The 14,343-nt window shown below is 42.4% G+C and carries 11 protein-coding genes; 4 read left to right on the top strand and 7 right to left on the bottom strand.

Annotated features, from left to right (window positions below):
* The first annotated feature begins 92 nt into the window (after nt 1–92).
* Nucleotides 93–638, top strand: a complete 546-nt coding sequence (locus GKR61_RS02325; protein WP_036955717.1) for a DedA family protein — start codon at nt 93–95, stop codon at nt 636–638.
* Between the two features lie 53 nt (nt 639–691).
* Here the strand turns inward: GKR61_RS02325 and GKR61_RS02330 are convergent, their stop codons facing one another.
* The 5 genes from GKR61_RS02330 to gltS form a co-directional block, all read right to left on the bottom strand.
* On the bottom strand, nt 692–2,347 hold the full coding sequence (locus GKR61_RS02330; RefSeq protein WP_036955708.1) for an alpha-keto acid decarboxylase family protein: 1,656 nt from the start codon (nt 2,345–2,347) through the stop codon (nt 692–694).
* Between the two features lie 252 nt (nt 2,348–2,599).
* Nucleotides 2,600–2,953 carry a RidA family protein gene (locus GKR61_RS02335; protein ID WP_036955705.1) on the bottom strand — a complete coding sequence of 118 codons (354 nt, stop codon included), beginning with the start codon at nt 2,951–2,953 and terminating at the stop codon, nt 2,600–2,602.
* A gap of 3 nt (nt 2,954–2,956) precedes the next feature.
* The gene (locus GKR61_RS02340; protein WP_154639520.1) at nt 2,957–4,198 is read right to left on the bottom strand and encodes a D-amino acid dehydrogenase; all 1,242 of its coding nucleotides are present in this window, start codon (nt 4,196–4,198) and stop codon (nt 2,957–2,959) included.
* A 56-nt stretch (nt 4,199–4,254) separates the two neighbouring features.
* Nucleotides 4,255–5,163: a LysR family transcriptional regulator gene (locus GKR61_RS02345; RefSeq protein ID WP_036955699.1), complete on the bottom strand. Its 909-nt coding sequence runs from the start codon at nt 5,161–5,163 to the stop codon at nt 4,255–4,257.
* A 155-nt stretch (nt 5,164–5,318) separates the two neighbouring features.
* Nucleotides 5,319–6,524 (bottom strand): sodium/glutamate symporter, encoded by a 1,206-nt coding sequence (gltS, locus tag GKR61_RS02350; protein ID WP_036955698.1) that lies wholly within the window; start codon nt 6,522–6,524, stop codon nt 5,319–5,321.
* A gap of 707 nt (nt 6,525–7,231) precedes the next feature.
* Between gltS and mdlC the strand changes: the two genes are divergently transcribed.
* On the top strand, nt 7,232–8,863 hold the full coding sequence (gene mdlC, locus GKR61_RS02355; protein WP_154600115.1) for a benzoylformate decarboxylase: 1,632 nt from the start codon (nt 7,232–7,234) through the stop codon (nt 8,861–8,863).
* A gap of 75 nt (nt 8,864–8,938) precedes the next feature.
* On the opposite strand, the gene GKR61_RS02360 is transcribed toward mdlC, so the two are convergent.
* Nucleotides 8,939–10,282, bottom strand: coding sequence for an NCS2 family permease (locus GKR61_RS02360; RefSeq protein ID WP_036955694.1), 1,344 nt, complete (start codon nt 10,280–10,282; stop codon nt 8,939–8,941).
* Nucleotides 10,282–12,108, bottom strand: a complete 1,827-nt coding sequence (locus GKR61_RS02365; RefSeq protein ID WP_154609509.1) for an adenine deaminase — start codon at nt 12,106–12,108, stop codon at nt 10,282–10,284. Before GKR61_RS02365 ends, GKR61_RS02360 begins: the two co-directional genes overlap by 1 nt.
* A 144-nt stretch (nt 12,109–12,252) precedes the next feature.
* Here GKR61_RS02365 and GKR61_RS02370 point away from each other — a divergent pair, with 144 nt between their 5' ends.
* Together GKR61_RS02370 and GKR61_RS02375 are read left to right on the top strand one after the other, a co-directional pair.
* Nucleotides 12,253–13,188 carry a LysR family transcriptional regulator gene (locus GKR61_RS02370; protein ID WP_036955688.1) on the top strand — a complete coding sequence of 312 codons (936 nt, stop codon included), beginning with the start codon at nt 12,253–12,255 and terminating at the stop codon, nt 13,186–13,188.
* 180 nt (nt 13,189–13,368) lie between these two features.
* On the top strand, nt 13,369–14,253 hold the full coding sequence (locus GKR61_RS02375) for a hypothetical protein (RefSeq protein ID WP_108478363.1): 885 nt from the start codon (nt 13,369–13,371) through the stop codon (nt 14,251–14,253).
* Nucleotides 14,254–14,343 lie beyond the last annotated feature (90 nt).

A 14,343-nucleotide genomic window follows, 5' to 3' on the forward strand; every position in this document is an offset into this window, starting at 1 on the left:
CCAAGAATACAAACAAAAATTTAATTTTATCTGTGTTAAGATTTTAGCTAAAGATATCCATTATCAGTTGTTCAGGAAGGGATCTCGGTCTTATGTCTGAAGTATTAACTCAGTGGTTAATGGAATATGGCTATTGGGCTGTATTTCTTGGCGCGATGCTCGAAGGGGAAACGGCTGCTTTTCTATCGGGAGTGGCCGCACATAATCAATTACTCTCTTATCCTTTGACGATGTTATTTGCCGCTCTTGGTGGTGTCGTCAGTGACAATGTGCTTTTTTTTGTCGGGCGTTATGCTGGTGCTCGGGTATTGCCTAAATTTCAAAAACATCAGAGTAAGATTGTACGGGTTCAGCAGTTAATACAACGCCATGAAAATTGGATTATTATTGGGATCCGCTTTGCGTATGGAATGAGAACTGTTGGACCGATTATTATTGGTGCCAGCAAGGTAAATCCACTCAGATTTTTTGCATTAAATATCCTTGGCGGCGCCATTTGGGGATGCTTGATTGTTTCTATCGGTTACTTTGTTAGCTCTCTTATCTTTGCGCTCCCATTTCACCCGCATTTCTCTTGGCTAGCTATTATTGTATTGGTGATTGTTGGAGTTTGGTGGATCCGCAGGAGGCGACGCTGAGGATCTCTCCGTTTATGATTGTGAGCCTCCGTAGCCTAGGGGGCTAAGTGTCATTATTTTAGATGTTTTGGTATCTCAGCCTTGATCATTTTTCCCATTGCTCGCAGTAAATCTGAGGCTTCATATCTATCTGTGATGATTTCAATATAAGCCGCAGTATCTATTCTTTCGAGTGTATTGAGAACTCGGTTGAGTTCATCGCAAGTGGTAACTTTCTGACAATACCAATTTTTGCATCCAAGAGCAGCGGGAAGCTGGGCATAGTTCCAGGGGTGGACATCGTTGTAATAGGTCTCGGGTTCATGGCAGAAAAGGCGCTCAATTAAATAACCATCATTATTGAGAACAAAAATCAGTGGTTTCAGCCCCCAGCGGGCAAATAAACTAATTTCTTGCGCTGTCAATTGATGGGAGCCTTCGCCGGTAGCCAAGATCACTCGCCGGTGAGGTGCGGCAAGTGCTGCTCCTAGTGCCGCAGGGGTTGCCCAACCAATCGACGCCCATAGGGATTGAGTTTGAAAAGAAACTTCTTTAGGAAGAAGTGCAAAGCCTAGCCCCATGGAAAATGTCCCAGTATCCGCTATCACGATGTCATTTTGCTTAATGAATTTTTCAAATCGCGGGTATAAGTAATGACTAGTTATTTTTCCGTTATCATTGCTGGTTGGTTCGCCTAAGCCGTGAACTTTTATTGAGTTACTCGGAATAAATGTCAGGATATCTTTTAGCTCAGAAAGTAGCTCATAGATATAGACATCAGAATAGACCGTTGAATCTATAACCACATAATTATCCATTATATGGATCATATTATTGGCGTGAAGATCTGCGGTGAAAAACCCTGTATTCACATCACTCATTACTGCGCCAATATTTATAATACAATCGCAGCTATCAATAAACTCAGCAATGGTAGGATTCATTAAATGCCCACTGTACATGCCTATATATTGTGAGTAGGTTTCATTTAAAACGCCTTTATCCATAAACATGGTGGCATAAGGTAATTGAGTGACTTTAATAAATGCTTCTGCTTCTTTGACTAAATCAAACCGTGATATGAGTGAACCCAGTAAGGCGCATGGAGATTCGCTGTGGCTGAGTTTATTGACTATCAAACTGATGACTTTTTTTAAGTTATCAGGACGACTACTGGGTAATGTGAGCGGTCTGATGTTCTGTACAACGATGCGTTTTATTGCTTGATCAGCCGGAATGCCAATATAAACTGGGCGTCTTTGCGCAAAAGCTTGAGTTATTAAACGGGTCATTTCACTGACACAGTTTTCTGGTGTCAAAATCGCGTGAGCACACGAAAAGGATTGAGCGACTTTGTAAAATACCTCGAAATCACCATCGCCTAAAGTGTGGTGCATAATAGCCTGATTTTCTTGGATATGGCTGGCAGGCATACCGACTAAATGAAAAATAGGTAATCTTTCTGCATAAGCCCCTGCAATGCCATTTAATGCACTGAGCTCTCCAACTGCGAAAGTAGTGGCAAGCGCTGCGGCGCCTTTTAAACGGGCATAGCCATCTGCGGCATAGGCGGCATTTAATTCATTACAGTTTCCTATCCAACGTAAATTTGGGGAGGCGCAGACGGCATCATTAATAGGAAAGGCATAATCACCTGCAACACCAAAAATATCATTAATGCCGAGAGACTGTAATCTGGATAAAACATGCTCAATGACGGTTTGGATCATGTAATTTCTCCACGTTGGTATAAAACTAACCGATAATCATTGGTTTTATTTTTATTTTTCAAACAATTATTTCAATATATATATATAGATAATAGTAGATGGAATAACCAAGAGGAGAGCATTTTTTTTATTAGAAGTGATAATAAAAAGAGTTATTAAGAGGGAAATTGGATAAAAAAGATGATAAAAGGCATAAAAAAGGCATTCAAGAGAATAAATTTAGTCTTTTGAATGCCATAGAGTAAATTAAAATTAGCGTTGTGCTGCGGTCACCATGATTTCAACGAGTACTTGATCTCGAGCCATATTCGCTTCAACAGCGGCACGAGCAGGGCTAAATTCAGCTGGCATCCAATTTTCCCAAACGGTATTAAAGTCAGCAAAATCACGCTTCATGTCTTTTACCCACACTTGAGCTGATAAAATACGGGTTTTATCGCTATTGCTAGCAGCTAATAATGTGTCAATTTTGTTTAATACATCTTGGGTTTGAGCGGTAATATCTCCGGTTAAATCTGTAGGCACTTGTCCAGATAAGTAAACTAATCCAGCATATTCAACGCTGTCTGCTAAGCGTGGTTTTGGGTTATTACGTTTAATGGACATTAATTACCTCGTTAATCCTTCTAATGAAATAGGGGAGCGTTGCTGGGTAATGAGCTGAGTTAATATCTCTGCGCTACCCGCTGCTAATGTAAAACCTAAACTGCCGTGACCCACATTGAGCCATAAGTTGCTGTGTGTAGTTTTGCCTAACATTGGTGGTCCCTTTGGTGTTGACGGACGTAAACCGCACCATGTTTCAGCTTTATCAATTTTAGGTAAATCCGGGAATGTTTTTTTAATAATATTTTTTAATGCAGAAATTCTGTTTTCTCGTAATCCAAATTTGTCATAACCAATATCGACCATAGCAGCGATGCGTAATTGATCATTTAGTTTGGCGTAGACAATTTTATTGCCGTAGTCGGTCACGCTAAGTTTAGGAACGATATGTGCCATTTGTGGATATTCCACACTGAGGCTATAGCCTTTTAAACCGAGAATTGGCACATCAATGCCAAGGGGTTTTAATAACTCACGGCTACCATTACCTGCGCAAATTACCACATCGTCTGCTTGAATTGAGCCTTGATTTGTTTCTACACCCGTAATGATATTGCCAAGTTTAATAAAGGATTTGACCGAGTGCTCAAGGCATAATGTAAATTGCGGCTGTGTTGATAAATAAGCCAGAATATTTTTGCAGAATAAATAACAATCAGCGGTTTCATCATCGGGGGCGTAAATCGCACCCACTAACTCTGATTGAATATTTTTTAATGCAGGCTCTAACTCAACGATTTCATTGGCATTCAAAACTTTTTGAAATTCCTTATCTACGGTTTCACTGGCTTTTTTAAAGCTAGATTGTTCGCGATGGATAATTAATTTTCCTGATTTTTCCCAAGCGAAATCGGCAATATCACCATTCATACGCCACGTATTCATGACATTTTGACTGAGTAGTGATAATCGTAATAAATGAGCGCCATTAATTTTATTGGTGGTGCGGTTACAGGCTAAGGTGAATTGGGTCATCCAAGAAAGCTGCTGTAATGTAAAATCGATTCTTAAATTTAATGGGGAATCATTTTTACCCATCCAGCGTAAGCCTTGTAATGGAACGCCTGCATCTGCAAGCGGCGAAACATAGCGATAACTTAATTGTCCGCCATTGGCAAAGCTGGTTTCCATGCCAACGCCAGAATCAGATTCAATTAATGTGACTGTTTGACCCGCTTTAATTAAAGCATATGCGGTACTTAATCCAATCACTCCAGCACCAATCACTACCACATGTTTAGTCATAATATTCCGCAACCAATAATAACTTAGGAGTTATCATTTAACGGCGAATAGTCAGACTAAACAATTGAGTTTTCATCACCGGAGTATAACTTTTGGTTAACTACTGCGTTGCGTTTTTTTAGTATTAGCGACAAGGTGTTTACATAATTTTGTGCGGCTTTCGTGAGCGGTCTATCTGCTCGATGGAAAACGGATACGGCTAAATGCAAATTTTCTTTAAGAGGGTAGATCATCGATTCTGGCAGCGTATGTTCTGCAGAAAAAATGTCAGTAATACTGCAACCTAGGCCTGCACGAACAAACTCCGCAGCCATGTGGTAAGTGTGCACGCTAATATTTGATTCTTGGAACTCATGCCTCTGCTGTAGCAGTTGAGAGAGGGAGTCGGAGCCTGGGTGGATCCAGCGGTCTTGGTCGATATCCACCAGTGAGACGGGAGATTTCGCGGGAGCCTGACTATCCACATAGACGAGAGGTATATCAGCAACAGGCAATACGGTGATCCCACCTTCAATGGCCAAATTAAATGCGATACCAATATCGAGATCTTGTTGAGTTAATAATTGCAAAATATCTGTGGTGTGATGGGTACCAATAGTGAGTTTGATATTTGGATGCTTTTTAATAAACAGTGCTGTGACTTCAGGCACTAAGTTAAGCCCTAGGCTAGGTAAACACCCAATAGCCAACTTACCTTGTGGGTTTCTAGATAAATTCTGTGCCAAAATTCTGAGTCTATCTAAATTCTGATAAACCTCTTTTGCCTCTTCAAATAATAAATTGGCTTCATCTGTTGGCAGTAATTTCCCTCGGATCCGTTGGAATAAAACGAGTCCCAATTGCTGTTCAGCATGCTTGAGTGCTTTACTCGCCGCTGGCTGGGAAATATGCAGAACTTCTGCTGCTCGAGTGAGTGAACCGCAGGTCATCACAGCATAAAAGATATCAAGGTGCCTTAACTTCATTATTGGTCGTCCATGGTTAGAACTAGGTAATACTTTGCATTTTTTCTTATTCTACAGAAAAAGGTGTCATGGATCCGATATCGGGGTCACTTACCAGAAATGAAAAATGCCGGCTCATATACTTTTGGTTATGAGCCGGCATATGCTATTGAGGATTATGCGATGGCTGCGCCTAATTCAATATATAGCTTGATGATGATACTGTTGGTGATATCCACCAGGAAAGCACCGACCATTGGTACCACTAAGAAGGCTTTGTGTGATGGGCTGAATGCACGAGTAATGGTTTGCATGTTGGCGATTGCCGTTGGCGTTGCCCCCATTCCGAATCCACAATGACCCGCACTGATAACGACAGCATCATAGTCACTGCCCATCATTTTGAATGTGACAAAGCAGGCGAATAACACCATCACAACGGTTTGTACTGCGATAATGATTAATACTGGACCCGCCATGCTAGCTAATTGACCAAACTTCAATGACATTAGCGCAATAGCAAGGAATAACGAGAGTGCCACGCTACCTAAAACGTCAACGGTTGGTTCGAAAACTTCATGTTTAAACACGTGGGTTAAGACGTTACGAATGATGATACCGACAAACAGACACCAAACGAAAGTTGGTAAGTGCATTGGCGTATCTTTTACTAACTCACTGATATAGCTACCCGCAACGATACAGATAATCAGCATTGAAATGGTTTCAATGATGTTATTGGCGTTGATTTTTCTTTTTACCGTTGGTTGCTCAAATGCTTCAAGGATGGTCTCTTTTTCTTGCTCAGTTGCTTTTGGGATGGTCACTTTTTTTAGTAAGTGGCGTGCTACTGGCCCACCGACAAGCCCACCAAGAACCAGGCCCATAGTCGCACACGCCATCGCCAGCTCAACAGCCCCTGTTACACCATATTTATCGGCAAGGATAGGACCCCAAGCACCAGCGTTACCGTGACCGCCTGTTAATGTGATTGAACCTGCAATCAGACCGATAAATGGACTTTCATTTAGCATGACAGCCATACCCATGCCCACAGCATTTTGGATCACAATTAAAATGGTAACTGCGAGTGTTAAAATAACGAGAGGCTTCCCGCCTTTTATTAATCGCGAAAAATCTGAACTTAAACCAATTGATGAGAAGAAAGCGATCATCAATGTGCTTTGTAATGAGGTATCAAACGAGAAAGTATAGCCTGCTGCTTTATCAACAATTAATAAAACGATAGCAACAATAAATCCACCGACAACAGCATCAGGAATATGGTTTTTCTGTAGAAAAGGGCTGATTTTCACCACAATCATCCCAATAAGCAGCGCTAAGCATGCAAACAATAGCGTATAGCTGGCATCTAGTGTCATTATTTTTACCTCACATTTGTTTACCAGAGCATTCACTTTTGCGATTTAACATTAGTGTTAAATGAAGTTACTTTGCTTAACTTTTGTTTAACAATGAGTTTTGTTGAGGTTGATATAACTTTTAGTTAAGTAAATCGTATGAAAAAAGTACTTTCATTGATTGGTTTAAGTCATTACTAGAGGAGGATTTAATCAAAGAAATAAATAATAATAAAATAACAAATTGATTTTATTAGGCATTTTAATTTCTCTTATCTGGCGGGAAAATAACGTGATTTCATCATCTCTTTTGGTGTATTAGCGCTGGCGCTAAGTCGTGGTAATTGTTGGAAATGTGATGGGTGACATAAAAGCCGCTATATTGTTAATGAATGTTAAAAAATTGCTACATAACTCACGTTTTAGTCAGTTTTGTTGGCGATTAATCTGCTTTTTCCGCGTCAAATTGAAGCTGAAATTAGTATAAAGACCAATATTCTTAAGCATCTTTCATGCTTTATATGGATTAAATCTTAGAGTGCAGTATTTATTCCCATTGGATTGTTATCATCGAAACAAGATGTTCATTTAACTGATTGTATTTAAATAAAATAAAAAGCAATCTTTAGGTTTTAAATAAGATTAATTCTCTGAGAGGAAAATGTTTTTCATTGGGGGGATTGGTTATGATGGGGATTAATTCAGGTATCTTAATTAGGGTATTTTAAATGAAGAAAACCATTCGCCAAGTGACTTTTGATTTACTACGCCAATTGAATATTACGACCATTTTCGGTAACCCTGGTTCAACTGAAGAGACATTCTTAAAAGATTTTCCGAGTGATTTTCGTTATATCCAAACATTACATGAAGCATCTGCTGTAGCAGCAGCTGACGGTTATGCTCAGGGAATGCGCAAAGTGGCAATGGTCAACTTGCATACTTCCGCGGGGCTAAGTAATGGGATGAGTAATATTCTCACCGCCTATATGAACCGTACGCCACTGATTATCACGGCGGGTAACCAAACCCGTGAAATGTTGCTGATGGAACCTTGGCTAACCAATATTGAGCCTGAAACCTTACCAAAACCATGGGTCAAATGGAGTTACCAGCCGGAGCGTGCGGAAGATGTGCCAGCGGCATTTATGCGAGCATATGCGATGGCACTTCAGCCACCAGCGGGACCCGTTTTCTTATCAATCCCCCTTGATGATTGGGATAAACCTGCCGTTGCCCAAGAGGCGGTTGTGCGTGAAGTTTCCCAGCGCATTGGTTATGATCCTGTTCGTTTACAAGCATTTGCGGATGCTCTGAATTCTGCCAAAAATCCAGTGCTGATTTATGGCTCCGCCATTGCGCGGGGGGAAGGCTGGGACGCGGGCATTGCGTTAGCCGAAAAATTGAATGTACCTGTTTGGGCGGCGCCAGCATCGGAACGTCCGCCATTCCCTGAAACGCATCCTCTGTATGCTGGCGGGTTGCCTTTCGCGATGGGACCGCTGTCCGATAAGCTAAAAGGGTATGATTTGGCGTTGATTATCGGGGCGCCTGTTTTCCGTTATTATCCTTATGTAGCAGGGAGTTATTTGCCAGATGGCATGCGTTTACTGCACATTACCGATGACCCTATTGAGGTAGGAAGAGCACCGGTTGGTGATAGCTTACTCAGTGATGCGGTACTCGCGATTGAAGGGCTGACTCCGTTAGTGAACGCCAGAACGGCAGCGAAAAATAAGGTTGAGAAACAGTCCCATGGTATGGCTCCACACCCTGCCGCACCAGGGGTGAAGGGGGATTCAACGGTATTAAGTGCAGCGCAGCTGTTTAAAGCGCTGAGAGAAGTCTCCCCGAAAGAGACTATCTTGGTGGAAGAATCGCCGTCAAACCTCGGCGAATTACATCGTGAATGGCCAATTGATGCACCGGATTCGTTCTATACCTTTGCCAGTGGATCATTAGGTTGGAACTTACCAGCAAGCGTGGGAATCGCTTTAGCGGAAAAAGACAGTGGTCGACACCGCCCTGTGATGTCGATTATTGGTGATGGCTCGATGCAATATTCGATTCAAGGGCTATGGAGTGCGGCACAACATAATTTACCGATTGTGTTTGTGATCCCACGAAATAGCGAGTACGCCATTTTGAAATCCTTCGCGGTGTTAGAAGAAACGCCAGGAGTTCCGGGGCTGGATATTCCAAACTTGGATATTGTGGCGCTGGGTAAAGGTTATGGTTGCACGGCGTTAAAAGCCACGACGGTAGATGAGGTCAAAGCGGCTTGCCGTGAGGCATTTAAGCGTCAAGGCCCAACGGTGATCGAAGTGCCAATTCAGCCTCAAATTCCCCCACTGATTTAATATGCAGATTTAAATAAGATGCAAATAGAAAAATAGCCTCAAATAGAGGCTATTTTAATAAAAAGGGGAGCAGACTTAGTGCTTCACTAACGTTGAGAAGTAATACACTAATGGCACAGCGAGGATCCACAGACTGATTGGAATTTCACGCCACTTGCCTGCCACCGCTTTAATTAAGATATAAAACAGTAACCCACCTGCAATCCCTGTACCAAAGCTGTTCGCGATTAAAGTGATCATCACCATCATTAATACTGGCAGACCGTCGGTAAAGTTCGCTAAGTCCACTTTACGTAATCCGCTGAACATATTTAAGCCAATTAAAATTAATGCAGGAGCGGTAGCTTGTGCCGGGATCATTAGTGCGATTGGGGTAAACAGTAACATAAGCAGGAACATGAACGCCGCCGCTAATGCTGTCATACCGGTTTTACCGCCTGCTTCAGCGGCTGCTGAAGATTCAATTAATGCGGTTGCCGCTGGAATACCGACCATTGGACCTAACGCCGCGGCGATGGAGTCGACAATAAACGGGCGGTTGATATTTGGCATGTTGCCTTCTTTATCCAGCAATCCGGCTTCACCGCCGACAGCTAATGTGGTTCCCATAGTAGAGAAAAACTCCGCGGCGAAGAACACAAATAAGAAAGGTAAGAAGGCGATATTTAAGGCGCCAATTAAATCCACCTGACCTAAGACTGGCGCAATAGAATGCGGCATGCCAATAAAGCTTTCTGGTAACTTTGTGACGCCGAACGGAATGCCTAACACGGTGGCGAACAAAATCGCCCATAAGATCCCACCGGGAATGCGGCGAGCTTGCAATGCGATAGCCACAAAGAAGCCTGCAAGAGCGACTAAGGCACCCGGAGAGAGAAAATCCCCCAGCATTAATGCGTTGGTTTTTGGGTTGGCTAATACTAAGCCTGCATTACGAAAGCCCAACACTGCCACAAACAGACCGATAGATGCTGTTAAGCCTAATTTGATGGATTGTGGTACGGAGCGAGTCACAACCTCACGTAAACCGAATTTGGTGAGCAGGAAAAATAAAATTCCAGACCAGCAGGCGATGCCTAAACCGATTTGCCAATCAATTCCTTCACTGCCTGCAAGGGTAATCCCCACTAATACCGAGCCACCAATACCGGGACCCACAATAAAAGGCAAGTTAGCGTAGAACGCCATTAATAGGCTAGCGAGTACAAACACGATTATAGTGCCTGTGGTCGCTGCGCCTTTATCCATGCCGCCTGCGGCTAACAGTCCGGGAATAACTACGAGCAAATAGGCTGCTGCAAGGAACCCAGTGGCTCCGGCGAGGCATTCTGTTCTGATTGAACTGCCACGTTCACGCAGCGCAAAACGCCTTTCTAACCAACTCCCTGATGTTGGCTGATGAAGAGAATCGTTAGCCATTAATTGGCGCTCCTATCATTATTTTTTATTGGATGAGTGTTTTTAATACCGTTATTACTTTCAGCACGTTCTAAGACGGCATCAACTATCTGGCGAGTGGTACCGCAAGTCAGTCCTAAATCGGTTAAATGTGGGCCAGCATTGCAGGCAAGACAAGTGCCTTCGATGGCTTTGAATACACGATATGGGGGTTCCCAGTCAGCAATTTGGCTGCTCAATTCTCTGAGTTGGCGAAATTGTTCTGCCAGCTCAGGTGCAGGTAATTCCGAGAGCATACCTGCAATGGGCATCGCCACATGAGCAAGGATTTTACCATCTTGAACTAACGCCATACCGCCACCGCTTTCAATCAGCAGGTTGGCTGCCATTGCCATATCGTTGGCATCACGTCCGAGCACTACAAGGTTATGGGAATCATGGGAGTAGCTGGTGGCAATGGCGCCGCGTAATTCTCCCCATCCTTTTAGTAAGGCAATTTGTGGTTTGGCGTTATGGCGTCCATGGCGATGTTGTACGCGGATCAAACTAAATTCATCAGGCAGTTGCACGATGCCATTTTCGACTTGAACATCGACCTCTCCCCACTGAGTAAAGCGGGCACCGCTAATATGACGTAAACGCGCAGTACCATTTTGCAAGTCAGCTAATTGAAGCTGGCAATCTTGAGCCGAGATTGGCGCTAGGTGCATGGTATCGCGTGGCGGTAAAATCGTATTTTCAGTGGCAATCGGCGAAACAAGTTGCCCATTCTCTGCCACTTTTTTGCCATCGACATAAACTTGCTGAGCTTTTAAGGTATCGAGAGAATCAAGAACCACTAAGTTGGCGCGACGACCTGCGGCTATCAAACCTAAGTCATTGCGCTGTAAGCGAATTGCGCCATTGAATGTCGCAAAGCGCAACACATCAGTGGCTTTCATTCCGTGCTCAATTAATAAATTCAGCAGCGCAATCACGCCGCCTTTTTCAATCAATATGTCTGGCGGAACATCGTCTGTGCATACCGTGATTTGTGAGGATAAATGCGGCAGTGTTTGCAATGCCGCCACAATTTCAGGTAGCAGGTAAGGGTGAGAACCACGGATTTCCAGTGTTAGCCCCGCTCGTAATTTTTCGAGGGCGTCTTCTGCGGAAGTGAGTTCATGGTCGGAGGTAACGCCAGCAGCGAGGTAAGCTTGTAAATCAGCACCTTTTAATCCGCGGGCATGACCTTCAATGATTTTTCCTGAGTTTAATCCGGCGTCGAGGATCTCTTCCATGCGTTCGCTGCCATTTAGCACGCCGAACATATCCATCACTTCTGCCACACCACGTACTTCCGGCCAGCTCAACATCGTGGACATCTCTTGTCCTGCGAAGTCTGCACCTGACATTTCCAATCCTGGTGTAGAGGGCACAGAAGAAGGGGCTGCAACCATCACATCAAGGGGCAAATTACGGCTAGCATCAATGGCATAGCGTACGCCATCTAACCCCAATACGTTTGCAAGTTCATGGGGATCCCAAAATACGGCGGTGGTGCCTTGTGTGAGGACAATTTCAGCATAACGAGCAGGGGGAAGATGGGAGCTTTCTAAATGAACGTGGGTATCAATAAAACCTGGGGAAATAAATTTTCCTGATAAATTATGGGTTTCATGGCTATCAGTACGACTTCCTGTTGGGTGTACGCTGGCAATCAGCCCTTCAATGATACCGATATCCGCAGATCGAATTTCCCCAGTGACCATATCAATAATATTGGCATTGGTGAGTAAAAGGTCAAAAGGTACTTCGCCTTTTGCGGCTTGTACGGCTCGACGTCGAGTTTGATTTGTTAGCTTCATAAAACACCATCTCAAAGATTTATGTCGCTACTTTATGAGCAAGGCAAACGTTTGCCAAGATGATAAAATTTATCGAATCATAAAGAGAGGTTATAATGAAGCGCATCATGATAAGAATGACGATCCAATTTGCGAGGAAATACAATGACTGAGCCATGGCAGCGCCTTCCGGCATTAACTCTAAAGCAGTTGCAATATTTTGTGACTCTTGCACATCTGCGTCATTTTACTGAAACCGCAAATCGCTTAGCGGTGAGTCAGCCTGCATTGAGCAGTGCGATACGGCAGATTGAAACCGTAATTGGCGGTAAGTTGATTAACCGTACGGCAGCGTCAGTAACATTGACGGAGCTAGGCGCCGCAATCTTACCTCATGCAGAGCGTATTTTAAGTGTCTCCCACCGAGGCTTCAGTGATATTCAAAAAATTATCGAAGAGGGCGGTGATGGCACATTACGCATTGGATTGGTTCCTTCTGTCAGTTCGTTATTATTCCCGATTATTCCTGAACAATTACAGCAACATTTTCCTAAACTGAATGTGGAATTTTATGACCAAACGAATGATACACTAGTGAATAAATTAGTGAATAACGAAATTGATTTTGGGGTAGGTGTATTGGATAGCTCGGTTCCTGAAGAGTTAACTTTATATCCTTTGCAAGATGACCCATTTGTTGCAGTAATCCACCGTGATGAATTTATTTCAGATAATGCATTTCATCTACCGTGGAAGTTCTTAAATAACCGTGACATTGCTATGTTTTCGAAAGGAAATATTAATCGATTAGTGAGCGCTACAATTGAAAGTAATCGCTTTAATATTAATCCGCGTTATCAAGTCGATTATATTGAAACCTTATATGGTTTAGTCAGGTCGAAATTAGCGATTGGTATTTTACCTCAGTTATATACGGTGCATTTGCGGGATCCTGAGCTAAAAGTTTTACAGTTACAACAACCTGCATTAACACGTTCGATATCCTTAATGCGTAATAACCAAACGCTAACGCCGACGATGGAATCTGTTTTCCAGCTATTATTTAAAGCATTACGTCGTACGCCCACTCATCAATCTTAATTTTACAGCGCTTTTCTATACCTTATTTTTTATAGTTCGTCATTATTGATTGATTTTCAACAAGTAAGAAGTGTTAAGCACTAATCGTAAAACTATTTTTATTGGGATGAATAAGATTACTACCCTTGGCTGTTTGTTTTTTGGTCTATTTTTTTGATGTGTAATATGTTGAGGATATACATGAAAGCTATATTGAAAGTCAGCCTGCTCACAACAGTAATGCTATTGATTACTGCCTGTGGTGATCTCGATATTATGGGAAATAAAGGAAAGTTCTATTATAGCAATCCAACAGAAAACACGATTTCCTTTAAAGTGGATGGTAAAGATTATCTGGTCGAGCCTAGTCAGTATGGATCAGTATCATTAGCCAGTGGTGAACATACACTTGAAGATAATACAGGTCATGTCACCAAATTTATGGTGTTTGAACATAACTCAGGCGGGATCCTAAACCCTAATCATGGGGTGTATTACACATTTTCTGAAGTGTATACCGAGCAAGATAAAAAGGGGTATCAACCCGCGCCGCGAAATGTCACTATTTATGGGCATGAATTAAGCTTACCTATCAAAAGCAGTGATGCCGTGGTGATTGATGGCAATTTATTCCGTTGTACTTACCCAATTGGCAAAGCGTTGCCGGGGGCAGAGAATAAGCAGTACAAGCAAGAAGATATTAAATCAAAATGTTTTGATCAATCTGAGTTAATTGAATATTTTGCGAACGAACACGATCAAAATTTAGTACCTAATTCACCGCAAAATGAAGAAAATAATTCAATTAGCCAGCACTTAAGTTATCAAGTTCCTCAAGCGGCCTTCCGTGATCCACAGGTTCAATCGGTGGCGAATGAGATTATAGCGTTAACAGAAACGCTGAAAAATGCGAACAAAGTCGATATTCATCAAGACTTAAATAAACAATATCATCAATTAACTGTTCAGTTAGTGGAAACGTATACTGAAAGTCCTTCGAGCAATATGGCTGAGGAATATATAAAACTTAATGGGTTTATTAAAGAAATTAACAAACTCAGAAATTATGGTGTGTGGGTAAGGTAAGTATATTCCATTAAGTTTATCTGAGTGTCTTTATAATTAAGAATTTGCTTATAAATTAAGCAGAGTAATCTTATGTGATATCCCGCTGAA

Source organism: Providencia sp. wls1916, from assembly GCF_009706585.1.
In the GTDB taxonomy this organism is placed as follows: domain Bacteria; phylum Pseudomonadota; class Gammaproteobacteria; order Enterobacterales; family Enterobacteriaceae; genus Providencia; species Providencia lanzhouensis.

Bases quoted from the DNA above. Each gene is read 5' to 3' on its own strand.
- GKR61_RS02325 (WP_036955717.1), top strand. From the start codon at position 93: ATGTCTGAAGTATTAACTCAGTGGTTAATGGAATATGGCTATTGGGCT.
- GKR61_RS02330 (WP_036955708.1), bottom strand. From the start codon at position 2,347: ATGATCCAAACCGTCATTGAGCATGTTTTATCCAGATTACAGTCTCTC.
- GKR61_RS02335 (WP_036955705.1), bottom strand. From the start codon at position 2,953: ATGTCCATTAAACGTAATAACCCAAAACCACGCTTAGCAGACAGCGTT.
- GKR61_RS02340 (WP_154639520.1), bottom strand. From the start codon at position 4,198: ATGACTAAACATGTGGTAGTGATTGGTGCTGGAGTGATTGGATTAAGT.
- GKR61_RS02345 (WP_036955699.1), bottom strand. From the start codon at position 5,163: ATGAAGTTAAGGCACCTTGATATCTTTTATGCTGTGATGACCTGCGGT.
- gltS (WP_036955698.1), bottom strand. From the start codon at position 6,524: ATGACACTAGATGCCAGCTATACGCTATTGTTTGCATGCTTAGCGCTG.
- mdlC (WP_154600115.1), top strand. From the start codon at position 7,232: ATGAAGAAAACCATTCGCCAAGTGACTTTTGATTTACTACGCCAATTG.
- GKR61_RS02360 (WP_036955694.1), bottom strand. From the start codon at position 10,282: ATGGCTAACGATTCTCTTCATCAGCCAACATCAGGGAGTTGGTTAGAA.
- GKR61_RS02365 (WP_154609509.1), bottom strand. From the start codon at position 12,108: ATGAAGCTAACAAATCAAACTCGACGTCGAGCCGTACAAGCCGCAAAA.
- GKR61_RS02370 (WP_036955688.1), top strand. From the start codon at position 12,253: ATGACTGAGCCATGGCAGCGCCTTCCGGCATTAACTCTAAAGCAGTTG.
- GKR61_RS02375 (WP_108478363.1), top strand. From the start codon at position 13,369: ATGAAAGCTATATTGAAAGTCAGCCTGCTCACAACAGTAATGCTATTG.